The following is a 19,131-nucleotide window of genomic DNA, read 5'->3' on the forward strand; positions in this document are numbered from 1 at the left end:
TCAGCCCTCGACCTTCAGGCCGCGCTTGGTGAGTTCGGCGACGGTGGCGTCGTGGCCGGCCTTGACGGCGTCGGTGATGCCGGGGCCGCCCCGGGCGATCTTGCCGAAGTGGTCCTTGATGGTGGTGTTGGTGGTGCCGGTGGTGGGGCCCCAGGCCCAGTTCGGGCTGATGGAGGAGCCCGCGGCCTCGAAGAGGGCGTAGATGTCCTGGCCGCCGTAGTAGCTCGCGTCGAAGGCCTTCTTGGCGACGGGGCGGAGCGCGCCGGCGGCGGGGAAGGCGGAGGAGGTGCCGGAGGCGATGCGGGCCTTGACGCCCTCCTCGGTGGTGGACATCCACTCGGCGAAGGTGACGGCGGCGGCCTTCTGCCTGCTGTCCTTGGTCACGGCGAAGGAGGTGCCGCCGAGCATGCCGCTGGCGGGCTTGCCGTCCCAGCTGGGCATGGGGGCGACGGCCCATTTGCCGTCCTGCTCGGGCAGGGTGCCCTTGAGGACGCCCGCGCCCCAGGAGGCGCCGAGGTAGCCGATGGTGGTGCCGTTCTTGAGGGAGCCGGTCCACTCGGGGCTGAAGGAGGCGTTCTTGTGGACGAGTCCGGCGTCGAGGAGGCCCTGCCAGTAGCCGGCGACCCTGGTGGTGGCCGGGTCGGTGGTGTCGATCTTCCAGGTGTCGTTCTCGGCCTTGAACCACTGGGCGCCGGCCTGCCAGGCCATGGCCTCGAAGGTGGTCGGGTCGTCGGGGAAGAAGGTGGCGATACGGGCCTTGGCGTCGGCCTTCCTGACCTGTTCGGCGGCCGTCCTGAACTCGTCCCAGGTGGTGGGTACCTGGACCTTGTACTTCGCGAAGAGGTCCTTGCGGTAGAAGAAGGCCTGCGGGGCGGCGTCGAAGGGGACGGCCCAGGACTTCCCGCCGAGGGTGGTGAGTTCGACGGTCTGCGGGAGGAGCTTGGCGCGGTCGGCCTCGGTGAACTCGCCGCCGATGTCCTGGAGGGCGCCGGAGCTCACGAACTCGGGGAGCGAGGAGTACTCGATGGAGACGAGGTCGGGGGCGTTGCCGGCCTTCACCGCGTTGGAGATCTTGGCGTAGCCGCCGGCGGTGCCGGAGGGGATCTCCTCGAACTTCACGCGGATGTCGGTGTGGGAGGCGTTGAAGGCGTCGACGACGTCCTTGGAGCCCTTGGCCCAGCCCCAGAAGGTGATGGTCACGGGCTCGCCCGGCTTGCCGGCCGTGCTGCTCGCTGTGTCGTCACCGCCGCCGCCGCAGGCCGTGAGGACGGCGAGGGCGGTGGCGGTGCCTGCTATGACGCGGGACGTTCTGCTCCAACTACGGGTCACGGCACGACTCCTGAAGGGGCGGCGGGGAGGTTGTGGCCGTGATCCTGTGACCGTTCATGACCGAAGTCAAGAGCGAAAGATTGATTGATCGAAAAAAGATCAGATCGAACGGGGTCGGGGCTCAGTCGGTCGGCGCCGCGCCCGCCCCGCACGAGTCCCGGACCCGCAGCCTCGGCAGCAGCCCCAGGTGACGCCGTGCCGCGTCCTCGCCGGGACCCTCCGTCAGCCGCTCCACCAGGAGTTCCGCCGCGTGCCGTCCCACCTGCCGCTTCGGCGGCGCGACCGCGGTCAGCGGGGTGTCGGCGAGCGCGGCGACCTCGTCGTCGTACGCGATCAGGGCCAGGTCCTGTGGCACCCGGACGCCCAGCTCGGCGAGCCGCTGCACGATCTCGATCGCGTCCACGTCGTTGTGCACCAGGGCCGCGCCCGCCAGCCCCGAGTCGACCGCCTCGTGCAGCGCCCGCACCGCCCGCTCGAAGCCCTCGGGGTCCGCCTCCGCCGGTACGGAGTCGATGACCGGGCGCGGCTCGGCGAGGCCCAGGGCGCCCAGCGCCTCGGCGTAGCCGACGCGCACCGCGAGCGCGGTCGGCGAGTCCCGGCGGGCCACCAGGAGCGGGGTCGCGTGCCCGAGGGAGAGCAGGTGGCGCAGGGCGAGCAGGACGCCGTGGGCGTGGTCGGACGCGACCCGGTCCAGGCCGTCGAGGGGGCTGCCGGGCTCGGCCCGGCGCTCCAGGAGCACGGTCGGCACGGGGAGTTCGGCGAGCCAGTCCCCGTACGCGCGCTGGTCCTCGGGGCCCCGCCAGCCGGGGGCGACGAGGACGCCCTCGGCGCCGGCCGCCAGCAGGCCCTCGGTGCGCGCCCGGTCCTCCTCCGGCCGGTAGTCCGAGACGCGCAGCACGAGCCGGGCGCCGGCGCGGGCGGCCGCCTCGTGCGCGCCCCGGATGACCTCGGCGAAGTAGTACGTGGCGGAGGGGGCCAGGAGGCCGAGGACCAGGCCCTCGCCGGTCCGTCCGCCGCCCGGGGCGCCCCGCCGCTCGGGCCAGGACACCTGGCCGTGGACCCGGTCGAGCAGGCCGCGGCCGGCCAGGAGTTCGACGTCCCGGCGGGCGGTGACGGGGGAGACCCCCAGCCGCTCGGCCAGTTCGGCGACGCGGGCGGTGCCGCGCTCGCGCACCAGGGCCAGCAGTCGGTCGTGTCGTTCGGCAGCACTCTCGCGCACGGCGCAGTTCCCCCTCGCGGTGGTGGTGGTTCCCCGACCTTAGATCACAGGCGGCCCCTGAATGATCGAACGGAAGGAAATTCGATCATTCGCTCCGGATCTCTTGACGTTCGATCGGAGTCTGTCCAGGATTCCCGGCGACGCCGTCGTCACCGCGGGAAGCCCGAGAACGTACCCGGGCGAGCCTCCGGGGAGCCACAGGGAGCATCATGCCCACGCCGTCCGAGAACCGTGAGCTCAGCCCGTACACCGGCTGGACCCGTGCCCACTGGGAGGCCGCGGCCGACCGACTCCTCCTGGCGGTACGCCCGTTCGCCTCCCCCCGGCACGGACTGATCGACCTGCCCGGCCCCCGACCCAGCTGGTCCGGGGCCCGCTCCGACGGCCTGGAGGGCTGGGCCCGCACCTTCCTCCTCGCCGCGCTCCGGGTCGCGGGCGCGGGCGGCGAGGACCCGCACGGACACCTCGCCCGGTACGTGGAAGGGCTCGCCGCCGGGACCGAGGAGCCCGGACGCGCGGACGAGGACTCCTGGCCCCGCACCACCGACACCCGCCAGGCGGTCGTGGAGGCCGCCTCGGTCGCCCTCGGCCTCCGGCTCACCCGCCCCTGGCTCTGGGACCGGCTCGACGACCGCACCCGGGACCGGGTCGCCGACTGGCTCCGCCCCGCCCTCGGGCCGTCCCCCGTCGACAACAACTGGTGGCTGTTCGGCCTCACCGTCGCCGGCTTCCTCCAGGACGCCGGCGTCGACACCGACCGGGCCGCCGCCACCGTCGACCGCTCCCTCGCCCGCATCGAGGACTGGTACCTCGGCGACGGCTGGTACAGCGACGGGGACAACCGCGCCTTCGACCACTACAACGCCTGGGCCCTGCACTTCTATCCGGTCCTGCACGCCCACCTCGCCGGGGACCGGGAGCTCCTCGACCGGTACGGCCCCCGCCTCCGCGCCCACCTCGACGACTACGTCCACCTCTTCGACGCCGACGGCGCGCCCCTGCCGTACGGCCGCTCCCTCGTCTACCGCTTCGCGGCGGCCGCCGCCCCCTGGCTGGGCGCCCTCACCGGCCACACCCCGCTCACCCCGGGCGCCACCCGCCGCCTCGCCTCCGGCACCCTGCGCCACTTCCTCGACCGCGGCGCCACCGGCCCCGACGGGCTGCTCACCCTCGGCTGGCACGGCCCGTACGCGCCCCTGGTCCAGGAGTACTCGGGCCCCGGCTCGCCGTACTGGGCGTCCAAGGGGTTCCTCGGCCTCCTCCTGCCCGCGGACCACCCCGCCTGGACCGATCCCGAGGAGGCCCTGCCCGCCGAACGGGCCGACACCGTACGCCCCGTCGCCCCGGCCGGGCTGCTCGTCCAGACCACCGCCGCCGACGGACTCGTCCGCCTCCACAACCACGGCAGCAACCACGTGCACAGCGCCGCAGGCGCCGGGGACGACCCCGGCTACGCCCGCCTCGCCTACGCGACCCGGACGGGGCCGACCGCCGCACCGGCCCCCGCCGACAACCACTTCGCGCTGCTCGTCGAAGGGGCGCCCACCACCCGGGGACCCGCCGACCCCGCCGGCACCGGCCCCGGCTGGGCCGCCTCCCGGCACACCCCGTGCCCCGGCGTCCGGGTCGTCTCCGCGACCCTCGCGCACGGGCGGGCCGAGGTCCGCGCCCACCTGGTCCTCGGCGCCCCGGAGGGGACGCCCGTGCGGCAGACCGGCTGGGCCGTCACCCCCGGGGGACCGCACGCCCAGCTGCACCCGGTGCACGGCTACCGCCGGGACGGCGGGCCCGCCGAACTCCCCGCGGGGGAGACCCTCCAGGGCCCCGGCAGCCGGATCCTCGCCCTGCACGGCACCACGAGCGGTCCGGCCGCGCTCTTCGTCGCGCTCGCCTCGCTCACCGCCGAGCCCGCCCCGGCGCCCGTCGCGGACCTCGCGGCCGTCCGGATCGCCCGCCACGTCCTGCACGTCACCTGGCGGGGCGGCGGCACCGCACGGCTGGACCTCGACGAACTCGCCGGGTGAACCGGCCGAACGCGCCCGCTACTTCGGGCCGTATTTGCGGCCCGCCCTGGAGGAGACGCCGCCGAGGAGCCCGCGCGGGGCCAGCTTCACCACGCCCATGAGGGCCTTGTAGCGGGGGTCGGGGATCGACAGGGTCCGGCCCCGGTCCAGGTCCGCGAGCGCCGCCGTCACCAGCTTGTCCGCGTCGAGCCACATCCAGCCCGGGATGTTGTCCGTCCCCATCCCGGCCCGCTCGTGGAACTCGGTCCGCACGAAGCCCGGGCAGAGCGCCATCAGCCGCACGCCGCTGCCCGCCAGGTCCCGCGCGGCACCCTGGGTGAACTGCACGACCCAGGCCTTCGACGCCCCGTACGTGCCGCGCGGCACGAAGGCCGCCACCGAGGCGACGTTGACCACGGAGCCCCGCCGGCGCTCCCGCATCGGGGCGGCGGCCGCCGAGGTCAGCCGCAGCACCGCCTCGCAGTGCACCGTGAGCATCTTCAGCTCGTCGGCCATGGACACCTCCAGGAAGCGCCCCTTGTTGCCGAAGCCGGCGTTGTTCACGAGCATGTCCACCGGCTGTTTCGGGTCCGAGAGCCGGGCCTCGACGGCGGCGATGCCCTTCTCCTCGGCGAGGTCCGCGGCGAGCACCTCGGCCTCGATGCCGTGGCGGTCGTGCAGCTCCGTCGCCTGCTCCCGGAGCCGCTTCACGTCCCGGGCCACGAGCACGACGTCGTGGCCGTCGGCCGCGAGCCTCCGTGCGAAAGCGGCCCCGATGCCCGCGGTGGCCCCCGTAATCAGTGCAGTCGTCATACGGGCACGGTAGTGCCCGTCCGAGGGCCCTCTTGTCCGCGTACCGCCGACTACGCGCGCGCGTACTTCTCCGTGTACTGGCGTGCGAGCTCCAGGAGGCCGGACTCCATCCACTCGGCGGCGGCCAACGTCCGCGGCAGCAGGGCGCGTTCGGTGGTCGCGGCGCGGTGGAGCAGTGCGACGGTGATGTCGTGGCCGGGCCGGTGGACGACCGTGACCGGGTCTCCGGCGCGGATCTCGCCCGGCACGATCACCCGCAGCAGCGCGCCGGGACCGGCGTCGGACTGCGTGAACCGCTTGACCCAGCCCTTCTCCTCCAGGAAGCCGGCGAACGTGCGGCAGGGGATGCGACCGCCGGTGACCTCCAGGACGACCTCCTCGCCGATCCGCCAGCGCTCGCCGACCAGGGCGCCGTTCACGTCGACGCCGCGGGTCGTGAGGTTCTCGCCGAAGCAGCCGTTGGCGAGCGGACGGCCGAGCTCCTGCTCCCAGCGGTCCAGGTCCTCGCGCGCGAAGGCGTACGCGGCCCGGTCGTCGCCGCCGTGGAAGCGGAGGTCGCAGACGGTGTCCCCGGCGAGTCCGCTCCGGCCGACGCCCGGCGCCCCGGGCGCCTCGATCCGGACCGGTCCCTCGACGGGGCGCTTGTCGATGGCGGTCAGGCCGGTGGCCGACTCGGTGTAGTCCACGGCTCGGGCGCGGCCCACATTCACACTCAGCAAGGTCATGAGGGCACTTTACGGGCAGCCGTCTCAAAGCGGCACGCCGAAAAGTGGGCTCTTGTCCAAGAGTCGCTTATGCTGGATCTCATGATCGAGGCTCGTCATCTCCGCGTTCTGCGTGCCGTCGCCGCCACCGGCTCGTTCTCGGCCGCCGCGCGCGAACTGGGCTGCACCCAGCCCGCCGTCAGCCAGCAGATGAAGGCCCTCGAAGGCTCGGCCGGAACGCCGCTGCTCATCCGCACCGGCCGCGAGATGCGCCTCACCGAGGCGGGTGAGGTCCTGGTCCGCCACGCCTCCGGCATCCTCGCCGGGCTCACCGCGGCCGAGGAGGAGGTCGCCGCGATCGCCGGGCTCCGCGCGGGCCGGGTCCGGCTGGTCTCCTTCCCGAGCGGCAGCTCCACGCTCGTCCCCACCGCGCTCGCCGCGCTGCGGGCCGCGCACCCCGGCACCCGCGTCTCGCTGGTCGAGGCCGAGCCGCCGCGGTCGATCGAGATGCTGCGCGAGGGCGACTGCGACGTGGCCCTCGCCTTCCGCTACGGCGCGGGCTCGGCCGGCCGGCCGGCCGACGGTCAGGGGGAGTGGGACGACCTGGTCGTCCGCCCGATCCTGGCCGACCGCCTGGTGGGCCTGGTCCCCGAGGGCCACCGGCTCGCCGGGGCGGGCTCCGTGGGCATGGCCGAGCTGGCCGACGAGTCCTGGATCGCGGGCTGCCCGCGCTGCCGCCGACAGCTCGTGGACGTGTGCGAGGAGGCGGGCTTCACCCCCCGCATCGACTTCGCCACCGACGACTACCCGGCGGTGGTGGGCCTGGTCGGCGCCGGGCTCGGCGTGGCCGTCCTGCCCGAGCTGGCCATCGAGTCGGTACGCCCCCGGGGGGCGCGGACCGTGGTCGTGGAGCCCGCCGTGGAGCGGGAGATCGTGGCCCTGACGCTGCCCGACCTGGCGCAGGTCCCGGCCGTCGCGGCCACCCTGGACGAGCTGAGCCGGGCCGCCACGCGCGCGTAGGGCACGCGCGTGGGCACGGCTCCGGTCCTGTCGGGTGCTCGGGTTCGTCGCTTAGCTGAGGAAACGTTCCTTCACGTGCGCTCCCCCATCGGCCGGCCGGTCGCCGTCGCCGATGTCGTCATGGATGTCACGGACGCCGCGGACGCGACCGGCGCCGTCGCCGGCGCCGCTGTGATCAGGCGGTTGCGCGCGCGTCCCATGAGCTCTTCGCGTTCGTCCTCGGTGAGGCCGCCCCATACGCCGTAGGGCTCCCGTACGGCGAGTGCGTGTGCCGCGCACTCCGCGCGTACCGGGCACCGCATGCAGACCTCTTTCGCCGAGTTCTCACGCGCACTCCGTGCCGCGCCGCGCTCTCCCTCGGGGTGGAAGAACAGGGAGCTGTCGACGCCGCGGCAGGCCGCGAGCAGTTGCCAGTCCCACAGATCGGCGTTGGGTCCGGGAAGGCGGGAGAAATCTGCCATTGCGCTTGTCCCCTTGAAACCGTGTCGAACGGATTGGTGGGCGGGTGGATGGCTGATGGCGGGGTCCTCGGCCCCGTGGGTCCGGGTCGGTACACCTACTGTCTAAGTAGATGTAAATATGACTCATTGCGAATCTAGCCACAGACACCGCGAAAAGGGAAGAAATCCCGCTAAATGGGGCATAGCTTTCGATGGTGGACAGAAGGGCCGCGTCGCTCTCCTCCGCGCACGACCCCTCACGTAGAGTGCCGAAGGGTGCCGTCCGACCCGTAACTCTTTCGAGTGACCGTCGTTGAGAGTGCGGAGGCGGTTGAAGGAACAAGCGATCGGGCAGGTGTCCGAGAGCGTCAATCGCACAGGTGACGATTACGTACAGCCCTGGAGGCTCAAGGTGACGCGCTACAGCTGCGAGAGCCGCGGAGGTCAGGCATGACATCCGTTCTCGTCTGCGACGACTCCCCGCTCGCCCGAGAGGCGCTCCGCCGCGCGGTCGCGACCGTGCCCGGCGTCGAGCGCGTGACGACCGCGGCCAACGGCGAGGAAGTCCTCCGCCGCTGGGGCGCGGACCGCTCGGACCTGATTCTGATGGACGTACGCATGCCCGGCCTGGGCGGCGTGGAGACGGTCCGCCGGCTGCTCTCCGCGGACCCCGGCGCCCGCATCATCATGCTGACGGTCGCCGAGGACCTCGACGGCGTCGCCCTCGCGGTCGCCGCCGGCGCCCGCGGGTACCTGCACAAGGACGCCTCGCGCGCCGAACTGCGGGCCACCGTCACCCAGGCCCTCGCCGACCCGACCTGGCGGCTCGCCCCCCGACGCCTCCGTTCGGCCGAGATGGGCGCCGCGCCCACCCTCACCGCGCGCGAGATCCAGGTGCTGGAGGGCATGAGCCACGGCCGCTCCAACGCCGAGATCGGCCGCGAGCTCTTCCTCTCCGAGGACACCGTCAAGACCCACGCCCGGCGGCTCTTCAAGAAGCTGGGCGCCTCGGACCGGGCGCACGCGGTCGCCCTCGGATTCCGCTGGGGTCTGGTCCGCTGAATCGCAGGTCGCCGGCCACCTCCCCGTCCCCGTCCGCGTGCGTCGCGGGGTGGACGGGGCGGGCTTGTGTCACTTCCCGGCGCGATGACGCATCCTTGAGATGTGGAGTTCCTCGGGGACGAGTCGATCGAGCGGGAGGGGAGGGCGCGGGAGATGAGTTCCGGCGCACCTGCTCATAACGCTTCGGTGCACAACTATGGACGCGGTGCCACGAACGCCGAGGCGTCGGGGCACCATGGAGCGATGCGCGACGACGAGACCGTGGGGTCCCCCATGCCTGCCGGGCAGGGGGAGATCGGCGCGCTCGTGCACCGGGCGGTCGAGGGCGACGCGCAGGCGACCCACGACCTCCTCGCGCGCGTGCACCCGCTCGCGCTGCGCTACTGCCGCACCCGCCTCAACCGGCTGCCGGGCGACGCCCGGCACTTCGTCGAGGACCTGGCTCAAGAGGTCTGCGTCGCCGTCCTGATGGCGCTCCCGCGCTACAAGGACACGGGCAGGCCCTTCGAGGCCTTCGTCTTCGCCATCGCCGGACACAAGGTCGCCGACCTCCAGCGGGCCGCCATGCGGCACCCGGGGTCCACGGCCGTCCCCTCCGACGAGATGCCCGAGCGGCCCGACGACTCCCTCGGCCCGGAGGAGCGCGCGCTCCTCAGCGACGACGCCGAGTGGGCCAAGAAGCTGCTCGCCAACCTCCCGGAGAACCAGCGCGAACTGCTCGTGCTCCGCGTCGCGGTCGGGCTGACCGCCGAGGAGACCGGGCAGATGCTCGGCATGTCCCCGGGAGCGGTCCGGGTCGCCCAGCACCGCGCGCTCAGCCGGCTGAGGGCGCTCGCGGAGCAGTAGTCCGCGACGGGCGCCGCTGGCCGGTCCGTAAGCGTTGCCGGGGGCTTTCGGCCCTTTCGTACACGTGGGAACGTCCAAAGCTCGCGGCTGATCTTGATCGTGGAATGAGACACCGCTCCGGCCCGTTAGCATGGACATCCGCACCGATCAAGGCCATTTGGGGAAGGTGTCATGACTGCAAACGTCGACGGAGTGCCCGAGAAATTCGCGACACTCGGGCTGACCTACGACGACGTGCTGCTCCTGCCGGGCGCGTCCGACATGGCGCCCGACCAGATCGACACCGCCTCGTACATCTCGAAGAACGTGCGGGTGAACATCCCGCTCCTCTCGGCCGCGATGGACAAGGTCACCGAGTCCCGCATGGCGATCGCCATGGCGCGGCAGGGTGGTGTCGGCGTGCTGCACCGCAACCTCTCCATCGCCGACCAGGCCAACCAGGTCGACCTCGTGAAGCGCTCCGAGTCCGGCATGGTCAGCGACCCGATCACGGTGCACCCCGACGCCACGCTCGCCGAGGCCGACGCGATCTGCGCCAAGTTCCGCATCAGCGGCGTCCCGGTGACCGACCCGGCCGGCCGGCTCCTCGGCATCGTCACCAACCGCGACATGGCCTTCGAGACCGACCGCAGCCGCCAGGTGCGCGAGGTCATGACCCCGATGCCGCTGGTCACCGGCCACGTCGGCATCTCCGGCGTGGACGCCATGGAGCTGCTGCGCCGCCACAAGATCGAGAAGCTGCCCCTGGTCGACGAGGGCGGCATCCTCAAGGGCCTCATCACGGTCAAGGACTTCGTCAAGGCGGAGAAGTACCCGAACGCCGCGAAGGACAAGGAGGGCCGGCTGCTCGTCGGCGCCGCCGTCGGTGTCGCCGGCGACGCGTACGAGCGCGCCCAGGCCCTGATCGAGGCCGGTGTCGACTTCATCGTCGTCGACACCGCCCACGGCCACTCCCGGCTGGTCGGCGACATGGTCGCCAAGATCAAGTCGAACTCCTCCGTCGACGTCATCGGCGGCAACATCGCCACCCGCGACGGCGCCCAGGCGCTCATCGACTCGGGTGTCGACGGCATCAAGGTGGGCGTCGGCCCCGGCTCCATCTGCACCACCCGCGTCGTCGCCGGCATCGGCGTCCCGCAGGTCACCGCGATCTACGAGGCCTCCCTCGCCGCCAAGGCGGCCGGCGTCCCGGTGATCGGCGACGGCGGTCTGCAGTACTCCGGCGACATCGCCAAGGCGCTCGTCGCCGGCGCGGACACCGTGATGCTCGGCTCGCTGCTCGCGGGCTGCGAGGAGTCCCCGGGCGAGCTGCTCTTCATCAACGGCAAGCAGTTCAAGTCGTACCGCGGCATGGGCTCGCTCGGCGCCATGCAGTCCCGCGGCGAGCAGCGCTCCTTCTCCAAGGACCGCTACTTCCAGGAGGGCGTCGCCTCCGACGAGAAGCTCGTGCCCGAGGGCATCGAGGGCCAGGTGCCCTACCGCGGCCCGCTCGCCGCGGTCGTGCACCAGCTGGTCGGCGGTCTGCGCCAGTCGATGTTCTACGTCGGCGGCCGCACGGTTCCCGAGCTCCAGGAGAACGGCCGCTTCGTCCGGATCACGTCCGCGGGGCTCAAGGAGAGCCACCCGCACGACATCCAGATGACGGTCGAGGCGCCGAACTACAGCAGGAAGTAACGCAGCGCGACGCGTGGGGGCGGTTCCGGCATGTGGCCGGAGCCGCCCCCCACGCTTGTGTCGGGGATACTGGTAGGCGCAGACGTAGAGGGAAAGGCCACACATCGTGACTGAGATCGAGATCGGGCGCGGCAAGCGCGGCCGCAGGGCGTACGCGTTCGACGACATCGCCGTCGTCCCGAGCCGGCGCACCCGGGACCCGAAGGAGGTCTCGATCGCCTGGCAGATCGACGCCTACCGCTTCGAGCTCCCCTTCCTGGCCGCGCCCATGGACTCGGTCGTGTCGCCGCAGACCGCGATCCGCATCGGAGAGCTGGGCGGTCTCGGCGTCCTCAACCTGGAGGGTCTCTGGACCCGGCACGAGGACCCGCAGCCGCTGCTCGACGAGATCGCCGAGCTGGACGAGGCGACCGCCACCCGTCGTCTGCAGGAGATCTACGCGGCCCCGATCAAGGAAGAGCTGATCGGCCTGCGCATCAAGGAGGTGCGCGACTCCGGTGTCGTCACCGCCGCCGCGCTGTCCCCGCAGCGGACCGCCCAGTTCTCCAAGGCCGTCGTCGACGCCGGCGTGGACATCTTCGTGATCCGCGGCACCACGGTCTCCGCCGAGCACGTCTCGGGCGCGGCCGAGCCGCTGAACCTGAAGCAGTTCATCTACGAGCTCGACGTCCCGGTCATCGTCGGCGGCTGCGCCACGTACACCGCGGCCCTGCACCTGATGCGCACCGGTGCCGCGGGTGTCCTCGTCGGCTTCGGCGGCGGCGCGGCGCACACCACGCGCAACGTGCTCGGCATCCAGGTCCCGATGGCGACCGCGGTCGCCGACGTGGCCGCGGCCCGCCGCGACTACATGGACGAGTCGGGCGGCCGGTACGTGCACGTCATCGCCGACGGCGGGGTCGGCTGGTCCGGCGACCTGCCGAAGGCGATCGCCTGCGGCGCCGACGCGGTCATGATGGGCTCCCCGCTGGCCCGCGCCACGGACGCGCCCGGCAAGGGCCACCACTGGGGCATGGAGGCCGTCCACGAGGACGTGCCGCGCGGCAAGCTGGTCGACCTGGGCATCGTGGGCACCACCGAGGAGATCCTCGCCGGTCCGTCGCACATCCCGGACGGCTCGATGAACTTCTTCGGCGCCCTGCGCCGCGCGATGGCCACCACGGGCTACAGCGAGCTCAAGGAGTTCCAGCGCGTCGAGGTCACGGTCGCGGACTCGCAGCACCGCCGCTGACCGCCCTACGCACACGGAGGGGCCCCGCACCGGGTGGTGCGGGGCCCCTTCCGCGTCCGGACGCGAGCGGTCGCGCGGGTCAGCCGGAGAACTTCCTGGTGAGGGCGAAGCCCTCGTATCCGGCGATGCCGTAGAAGAGCAGGTCCATCGCCCCGAGCTCCGCCTTCCAGGCCGTGAAGAGGTCGGAGAAGTGCGTGGTGAGCATCTCGGTCGTGGTCGGGGCCCGGTACGGCGTGGCCAGCTCGGCCCACCAGCTGATCATCATGGCGTAGCCGAGGAGCTGGCCCGCGAAGACGCCGAGCAGGGCGAGCAGCACGCCCGCGAACGGCAGGGCCGGGTGGGAGCCGCCCACCTTGCCGAGGGCGAGGCCGACCAGGGCGCCGACGGCGAGCGCGAGGATGCCGAGCTGGGTGTAGCTGCCGTCCTCCTCGGCCATGGCGCGCATGAGGAAGCCGAGGACGAGCGCGCCGAAGGCGGCGGCCGCGACGCCGGCGAGCAGGCCGAGGCGGAGGTTGCTGCGGGCCGGGGCCGGCGGCGGGGCCGGCGCGTACGGGCCGGGCGTGCCGCCCTCGGCGAACGGGTTGCCGGACGGCGGCGGAACGGGCTGGCTCATGCGGTGGATCCCCCCGGGGACGTGGACGCACGGGTGTGCGAACGAGAGCCCGGAGAGTAGCAGCCGGCCGTGACGGTGTCTCAGGGTTTGCGGGTGCCGTGCCTGGTCAGAGACGGTGTGCCGCACCGCCGGGAGTGGCGCCGCGGGTGTCGAGGAGGAGCTGGGCCTTCACCGCGAGCCCCTGGAGGTCGTACGTGCGGTGGTGCTGGAGCAACACCGTCAGGTCGGCGTGGGCGGCGGCCTCGTAGAGCGAGTCCGCTCGGGGGACGGGGAGTTCGCGGACGCGCCAGTCGGGGACGTGCGGGTCGTGGTAGCTGACGGTGGCGCCGAGGTCCATCAGCCGGCGGGCGATCTCGTCGGCGGGGGAGCCCTGGCGGTCCGGCAGGTCGGGCTTGTACGTGATGCCGAGCAGCAGGACCCGGGCGCCGCGGGCCGACTTGCCGTGCTCGTTGAGGAGGGTGGCGGCGCGCTGGACGACGTACTGCGGCATGCGTTCGTTGACCTGGCCGGCGAGTTCGACGAGGCGCAGCGGCCGGTGGCCGCCGACCGTGTCGACGGGGACGCCGTGGCCGCCGACCCCGGGGCCGGGCCGGAAGGCCTGGAAGCCGAAGGGCTTGGTCTCCGCGCAGCGGATGACGTCCCACAGGTCGACGCCGAGTTCGTGGCAGAGCACCGCCATCTCGTTGACCAGGGCGATGTTGACGTGCCGGAAGTTGGTCTCCAGGAGCTTGACCGTCTCCGCCTCGCGGGGGCCACGCGCGCGTACCACCTTGTCGGTGAGCCGGCCGTAGAAGGCGGCCGCCGCCTCCGTGCAGGCCGGGGTGAGGCCGCCGATGACCTTGGGGGTGCCGGCGAAGCCGTGCGTGCGGCTGCCGGGGTCGAGGCGGCCGGGGGAGTAGGCGAGGTGGAAGTCGCGTCCGGCGCGCAGGCCCGAGCCCGCTTCGAGGAGCTCGCGGAGCAGGCCCTCGGTGGTGCCCGGGGGGACGGGGGATTCGAGGATGACGGTGGTGTGGGGGCGCAGCCGGGCGGCGAGGGCGCGGGCCGCGTCGGCGACCCCGGTGAGGTCGAGGGCGTGGTCGGGTCCGGGCGGGGTAGGGGCGCAGAGGACGGCGGTGCGGACCCGGCCGAGTGCGGCGGGGTCGGCGGTCGGCCGGAAGCCCCCCGAGAGCATCCGGCGGATCTCCGGGACGGTGAGGGAGCCGTCGACGGGGGAGCGTCCGGCGGCGAGTTCGGCGACGGAGCGCGGATCGGTGTCGTAGCCGACGGTGCCGATGCCTGCGGAGGTGGCGGCCTGGGCCAGGGGGAGTCCGTGGTGGCCGAGGCCGATGACGGCGAGATCAGCGGGCATGGGGGGTGGGCCGTCCTTCCCGGTAGCCGGAGGGAGCGCGACGCGCAAGCCCGGTGGACAGAACGGGTCGAGCGCAATGTCAGACTAGGCGTAAATATGACCGATATGCCGTATTGGGAGGCCGAAGGTCGCCGAGTGTTATCCACAGGTCGGTGGCGAGGCGGTGGCTGAAGTCGCCGGGGAGGGACAGAATCGAGCTGTGAGCCGGACCACGGGGCCCGGTTCGCGTGCCTGGACGACGGGGAACGACGGGGGACGACGGGAGGCAGACCGTGAGGACAGCGACACTGGGACCCGCCGAGCGCGCCGAGGCGCTCGCGGCCATGGCCGAGCGCGAGCTGGACGTGCTGGTGGTCGGCGCCGGGGTGGTCGGCGCCGGGACGGCGCTGGACGCCGTCACGAGAGGCCTCTCCACCGGCATCGTCGAGGCCCGCGACTGGGCCTCCGGCACCTCCAGCCGGTCCAGCAAGCTCATCCACGGCGGCCTGCGCTACCTGGAGATGCTGGACTTCGCCCTGGTCCGGGAGGCGCTCAAGGAGCGCGGACTGCTCCTGGAGCGGCTGGCGCCCCACCTGGTGAAGCCGGTCCCCTTCCTCTACCCGCTCCAGCACAAGGGCTGGGAGCGGTTCTACGCCGGCTCGGGCGTCGCGCTGTACGACGCGATGTCGCTCTCCTCCGGCCACGGCCGGGGTCTGCCCGTCCACCGGCACCTGTCCCGGCGGGGCGCGCTGCGGGTCGCCCCCTGTCTCAGGAAGGACGCGCTCGTCGGCGCCCTCCAGTACTACGACGCCCAGATGGACGACGCCCGCTTCGTCACCACGCTCGTGCGCACCGCCGCGTCGTACGGCGCCCTGGCCGCGAGCCGGGCCCGCGTCACCGGCTTCCTGCGCGAGGGAGCCCGGGTCGTCGGCGCCCGCGTCCAGGACGTCGAGGCCGGCGCGGAGTACGAGATCAGGGCCAAGCAGATCGTCAACGCCACCGGGGTGTGGACCGACGACACCCAGGCCCTGATCGGCGAGCGCGGCCAGTTCCACGTCCGCGCCTCCAAGGGCATCCACCTCGTCGTCCCCAAGGACCGCATCCACTCCTCCACCGGGCTCATCCTGCGCACCGAGAAGTCCGTGCTCTTCGTGATCCCCTGGGGCCGGCACTGGATCGTCGGCACCACCGACACCGAGTGGGACCTCGACAAGGCCCATCCCGCCGCGTCCAGCGCGGACATCGACTACCTCCTGGAGCACGTGAACACCGTGCTCGCCACCGCCCTCACCCGGGACGACGTCGAGGGCGTCTACGCGGGCCTGCGCCCCCTGCTGGCCGGCGAGTCCGACGCCACGAGCAAGCTGTCCCGCGAGCACACCGTCGCCCACCCGGTGCCCGGACTCGTCGTGGTCGCCGGCGGCAAGTACACGACGTACCGCGTCATGGCCAAGGACGCCGTCGACGAGGCCGTGCACGGCCTCGACCAGCGGGTCGCCCCCTGCGTCACCGAGGACATCCCGCTGCTCGGCGCCGAGGGCTACCGGGCCCTGTGGAACGCGCGGGCCAGGATCGCCGCGCGCACCGGCCTCCACGTCGTCCGCGTCGAGCATCTCCTGAACCGGTACGGCTCCCTGACTGAGCAGGTCCTCGACCTCATCGCCGCGGATCCCTCCCTCGCCGAACCGCTGCCGGCCGCCGACGACTACCTGCGGGCCGAGATCGTCTACGCGGCCTCCCACGAGGGCGCCCGCCATCTCGACGACGTCCTCACCCGGCGCACCAGGATCTCCATCGAGACCTTCGACCGGGGGACGCTCAGCGCCCGCGAGTGCGCGGAGCTCATGGCGCCGGTGCTCGGCTGGGACGAGCACCAGATCGAGAAGGAGATCGAGCACTACGAGAAGCGCGTCGAGGCGGAGCGGGAGTCGCAGCGGCAGCCCGACGACCTGACGGCGGACGCCGCCCGGCTCGGCGCTCCGGACATCGTGCCGATCTGACGGGACGCCGGCGGGACGCGCCTCGGCCGCCCGTTCCGCCGAAGAGGTACCGGGGCGCCCGCCGCGGGTGGGAACCTGGGGGGTGTGCGGGGGCGTCGTCATCCCGGAGTACGGACCCGGGGACGTCACCCGTCCTGAGGTGAGGGACAATGGCCTCTCTTCCAGGGCGGGTTACCGCATCGCGCGGGAAGCGGCAGACGCGGCGAAGATCAGGGATCGCAGAGGGGACGCATGTCGGAGGCGGAGCAGTCGCGGGACACGGCGAAGGACCCCGGGCGGGACGCCGCCGCGGGGGCCGCGACCGACGGCGACCGAGGGGTGGTCCCGGCCGCGCGTGAGCCGGAGCGGGACGACGCGACGGACACACAGGACGCGAAGAACGCGCAGGTCGAGCGGGGTGCTGAGGAGGCCGGGCAGTCGGCTGTGTCCTCCGGGGCCTCCGGGTCCTCCACGCCGACCGCGGAGCCCGCCGAGCCGGCGCCGTCCGCGGACCCGGCGGGCCCGGTGGACGCCGCCCGGGCGGACCCGCGCGCCGGGGACGCGAAGGACCCCCGTGCCGGGGACGCGAAGGACCCCCGTGCCGGGGAACCGGAGGACGCGCGTCCGCGGGACGTGAAGGACGTTCAGGACGCCCCGGGCGGTCCGGACGTGAAGGACGTTCAGGGCGCGTCGGCCGGGCGGCTGCGGGGGACCGAGCCGTCGACCGGGCGGGCCGGGTTCGGCGCGGGCGACGGCGACGGCGAGAGCGACCGCACCCCGGCTCCGCGTTCCCCGCGCGGCACGGGTGGCGACCGGATGCGCAAGACCCCGGTCAACGAGGGCCGGCTGCTCGCCGGGCGCTACCGGCTCGGCGGGATCCTCGGCCGCGGCGGCATGGGCACGGTGTGGCGCGCGGTCGACGAGACCCTCGGCCGCACGGTCGCCGTCAAGGAACTCCGCTTCCCCACCAGCATCGACGACGACGAGAAGCGCCGCCTCATCACCCGGACCCTGCGCGAGGCCAAGGCCATCGCCCGGATCCGCAACAACGGCGCCGTGACCGTCTACGACGTCGTCGACGAGGACGACCGCCCGTGGATCGTCATGGAGCTCATCGAGGGCAAGTCCCTCGCCGACGCGGTCCGCGAGGACGGCACGCTCACGCCCCGGCGCGCCGCCGAGGTGGGCCTCGCCATCCTCGACGTGCTCCGCTCGGCGCACCGCGAGGGCATCCTGCACCGCGACGTGAAGCCGTCCAACGTGCTGATCGCCGAGGACGGCCGGGTCGTCCTCACCGACTTCGGCATCGCCCAGGTCGAGGGCGACCCCTCGATCACCTCCACCGGCATGCTCGTCGGCGCCCCCTCGTACATCTCGCCGGAGCGCGCCCGCGGCCACAAGCCCGGCCCCGCCGCCGACATGTGGTCCCTCGGCGGACTCATCTACGCGGCGGTCGAGGGCAGCCCGCCGTACGACAAGGGCTCCGCCATCGCCACCCTCACGGCGGTGATGACCGAGCCGGTCGACCCGCCCAAGAACGCGGGCCCCGAGCTGGAGAAGGTCATCTACGGCCTCCTCGCCAAGGACCCGGCCCAGCGGCTCGACGACGCGGGCGCGCGCGTCCTGCTGCTCGCCGTGCTCGACGCACCCGAACCGGCGCCCCCGGTCTCGCCCGAGGTCACCCGGGTCGTACCGCTGCCGCCGCGCCCCGATCAGCCCCCGGCGCCGCGTGCGGCCGACCGGGGCACGGCGCCCGAGACCGACCGGATGCGCGGCGCCCTGAACTCCGTGCGGAACGCCGCGGCCTCCGCGAAGGCGGAGCCGTGGAACGCGTCGACCCCGGCCGGCCGGACGGCGGCGGGTCCCGCCGCGCGCGGCGCCGGCAGACCGGCCTCCTCCCGCGCGGCCCTGACCGACGTGGTGCCGCGCCGCACCCTCGTCATCATCGCGGCGGTCGCCGTGCTCGCCCTCCTCGGGACGATCCTCGCGGTCTCCCTCCGGGGCGGCGGCGAGGGCGACCAGGGCAAGGGGGACGGCGGCACCTCGGCCTCGGCGGGCGCCTCCGCGGGCGGCGACGGCTCGGACGGCTCCACCGGGGCGGGCGGCGCGGACGGCGGCAAGGGCCAGTCGACCGGCGGCGCCGGCCAGCAGGGCGGCGCACAGCCCGGCGACACCGGGTCCGACGGGGCGACCGGTGGCGACGGCGCGACCGGCGCCACCGCGTCCGGCGGGTCGAACGGCACCGGCACCACGCCGAGCGGCAAGCCCGGCGGCGGCACCGGCACGCAGCTGCCCGCGGGCTACACCCTCGTCACCAACGACCGCTTCCACTTCTCGATGGCGATGCCCGGCGACTTCACGCTCCGCCCGATACCGGGCTACAGCGGCGGCGCGATATTCAGCAAGAGCGGCGGCTTCCCGCGCGTCCAGGTCGACTTCAACGCCAGCCCCAAGGACAACGCCGCGGCGGCCTGGGAACTCGGCAAGATCGGCGTGGCCGCCACCAGCAAGAACTACAAGCACTTCGGCATCAGGACGGTCTCCTACAAGGGCTACCCGACCGTCGCCGACTGGGAGTTCGAACGCACCCAGCAGGGTATGCGGGTCCATGTGCTCAACCGCGGCTTCAAGGTGGACGCCCGGCACGGCTACTCCATCATGGTCAGCTGCAAGGCGGAGGAGTGGAACGGGGAGGAGTGCCGGACGCTGCGCGAGACGGCGTTCGCCACGTTCAGCCCCAAGGATTGACCGGCTGCACGTATCGTGAGAGTTCGCGGACCGTACGCAGCCGAACAGAGCCGATAACTGCACGCTGCCGGACCGGAATTGTCGGACTCGCGTGATCCCGCCCGATCTCGGGGGATCCGCGGG

General features: G+C 73.2%; 15 protein-coding genes. 8 read left to right on the forward strand and 7 right to left on the reverse strand.

From position 1 onward, the window contains the following. Entirely contained in the window at nucleotides 1-1,329 is a 1,329-nt protein-coding gene (locus tag ACF09E_RS26830) for an ABC transporter substrate-binding protein (RefSeq protein WP_392207692.1), read from the reverse strand. 121 nt (nucleotides 1,330-1,450) lie between these two features. Further along, nucleotides 1,451-2,548, reverse strand: a complete 1,098-nt coding sequence (locus ACF09E_RS26835; protein ID WP_392207694.1) for a substrate-binding domain-containing protein — start codon at nucleotides 2,546-2,548, stop codon at nucleotides 1,451-1,453. 209 nt (nucleotides 2,549-2,757) lie between these two features. Here ACF09E_RS26835 and ACF09E_RS26840 point away from each other — a divergent pair, with 209 nt between their 5' ends. Further along, on the forward strand, nucleotides 2,758-4,572 hold the full coding sequence (locus ACF09E_RS26840; protein WP_392207696.1) for a DUF2264 domain-containing protein: 1,815 nt from the start codon (nucleotides 2,758-2,760) through the stop codon (nucleotides 4,570-4,572). A gap of 18 nt (nucleotides 4,573-4,590) precedes the next feature. On the opposite strand, the gene ACF09E_RS26845 is transcribed toward ACF09E_RS26840, so the two are convergent. Both ACF09E_RS26845 and ACF09E_RS26850 read right to left on the reverse strand, forming a co-directional pair. Further along, on the reverse strand, nucleotides 4,591-5,364 hold the full coding sequence (locus ACF09E_RS26845) for an SDR family NAD(P)-dependent oxidoreductase (protein ID WP_388792763.1): 774 nt from the start codon (nucleotides 5,362-5,364) through the stop codon (nucleotides 4,591-4,593). A gap of 50 nt (nucleotides 5,365-5,414) precedes the next feature. Continuing rightward, a complete protein-coding gene (locus tag ACF09E_RS26850; protein WP_392207698.1) occupies nucleotides 5,415-6,089 on the reverse strand; it encodes an MOSC domain-containing protein in 675 nt (224 codons plus the stop codon). Nucleotides 6,090-6,170: 81 nt separating this feature from the next. On the opposite strand from ACF09E_RS26850, the gene ACF09E_RS26855 reads away from it, so the two are divergent. Then, on the forward strand, nucleotides 6,171-7,088 hold the full coding sequence (locus tag ACF09E_RS26855) for a LysR family transcriptional regulator (protein ID WP_392207700.1): 918 nt from the start codon (nucleotides 6,171-6,173) through the stop codon (nucleotides 7,086-7,088). Between the two features lie 71 nt (nucleotides 7,089-7,159). On the opposite strand, the gene ACF09E_RS26860 is transcribed toward ACF09E_RS26855, so the two are convergent. Next, the gene (locus tag ACF09E_RS26860) at nucleotides 7,160-7,549 is read right to left on the reverse strand and encodes a WhiB family transcriptional regulator (RefSeq protein ID WP_361852108.1); all 390 of its coding nucleotides are present in this window, start codon (nucleotides 7,547-7,549) and stop codon (nucleotides 7,160-7,162) included. Between the two features lie 429 nt (nucleotides 7,550-7,978). Here ACF09E_RS26860 and ACF09E_RS26865 point away from each other — a divergent pair, with 429 nt between their 5' ends. The 4 genes from ACF09E_RS26865 (at nucleotide 7,979) to ACF09E_RS26880 (ending at nucleotide 12,341) form a co-directional block, all read left to right on the forward strand. Further along, nucleotides 7,979-8,590, forward strand: coding sequence for a response regulator transcription factor (locus ACF09E_RS26865; RefSeq protein ID WP_003948568.1), 612 nt, complete (start codon nucleotides 7,979-7,981; stop codon nucleotides 8,588-8,590). A gap of 243 nt (nucleotides 8,591-8,833) precedes the next feature. After that, on the forward strand, nucleotides 8,834-9,436 hold the full coding sequence (locus tag ACF09E_RS26870) for a sigma-70 family RNA polymerase sigma factor (protein ID WP_030318557.1): 603 nt from the start codon (nucleotides 8,834-8,836) through the stop codon (nucleotides 9,434-9,436). Nucleotides 9,437-9,607: 171 nt separating this feature from the next. Next, nucleotides 9,608-11,110: an IMP dehydrogenase gene (gene guaB, locus ACF09E_RS26875; protein ID WP_392207703.1), complete on the forward strand. Its 1,503-nt coding sequence runs from the start codon at nucleotides 9,608-9,610 to the stop codon at nucleotides 11,108-11,110. Between the two features lie 106 nt (nucleotides 11,111-11,216). Then, nucleotides 11,217-12,341, forward strand: a complete 1,125-nt coding sequence (locus tag ACF09E_RS26880; RefSeq protein WP_361852114.1) for a GuaB3 family IMP dehydrogenase-related protein — start codon at nucleotides 11,217-11,219, stop codon at nucleotides 12,339-12,341. A 79-nt stretch (nucleotides 12,342-12,420) separates the two neighbouring features. On the opposite strand, the gene ACF09E_RS26885 is transcribed toward ACF09E_RS26880, so the two are convergent. After that, complete coding sequence (locus tag ACF09E_RS26885; RefSeq protein ID WP_392207705.1) at nucleotides 12,421-12,954, reverse strand: hypothetical protein; 534 nt, start codon at nucleotides 12,952-12,954, stop codon at nucleotides 12,421-12,423. Nucleotides 12,955-13,060: 106 nt separating this feature from the next. Beyond that, nucleotides 13,061-14,302, reverse strand: coding sequence for a nucleotide sugar dehydrogenase (locus ACF09E_RS26890; protein ID WP_361852120.1), 1,242 nt, complete (start codon nucleotides 14,300-14,302; stop codon nucleotides 13,061-13,063). Nucleotides 14,303-14,574: 272 nt separating this feature from the next. Here ACF09E_RS26890 and ACF09E_RS26895 point away from each other — a divergent pair, with 272 nt between their 5' ends. Continuing rightward, nucleotides 14,575-16,281: a glycerol-3-phosphate dehydrogenase/oxidase gene (locus tag ACF09E_RS26895; RefSeq protein WP_361852123.1), complete on the forward strand. Its 1,707-nt coding sequence runs from the start codon at nucleotides 14,575-14,577 to the stop codon at nucleotides 16,279-16,281. Between the two features lie 231 nt (nucleotides 16,282-16,512). Beyond that, on the forward strand, nucleotides 16,513-19,008 hold the full coding sequence (locus tag ACF09E_RS26900; protein WP_392207707.1) for a protein kinase: 2,496 nt from the start codon (nucleotides 16,513-16,515) through the stop codon (nucleotides 19,006-19,008). Nucleotides 19,009-19,131: the final 123 nt, after the last annotated feature.

The sequence above is a fragment of the Streptomyces sp. NPDC014891 genome, assembly GCF_043081085.1.
Taxonomy (GTDB): Bacteria; Actinomycetota; Actinomycetes; order Streptomycetales; family Streptomycetaceae; genus Streptomyces.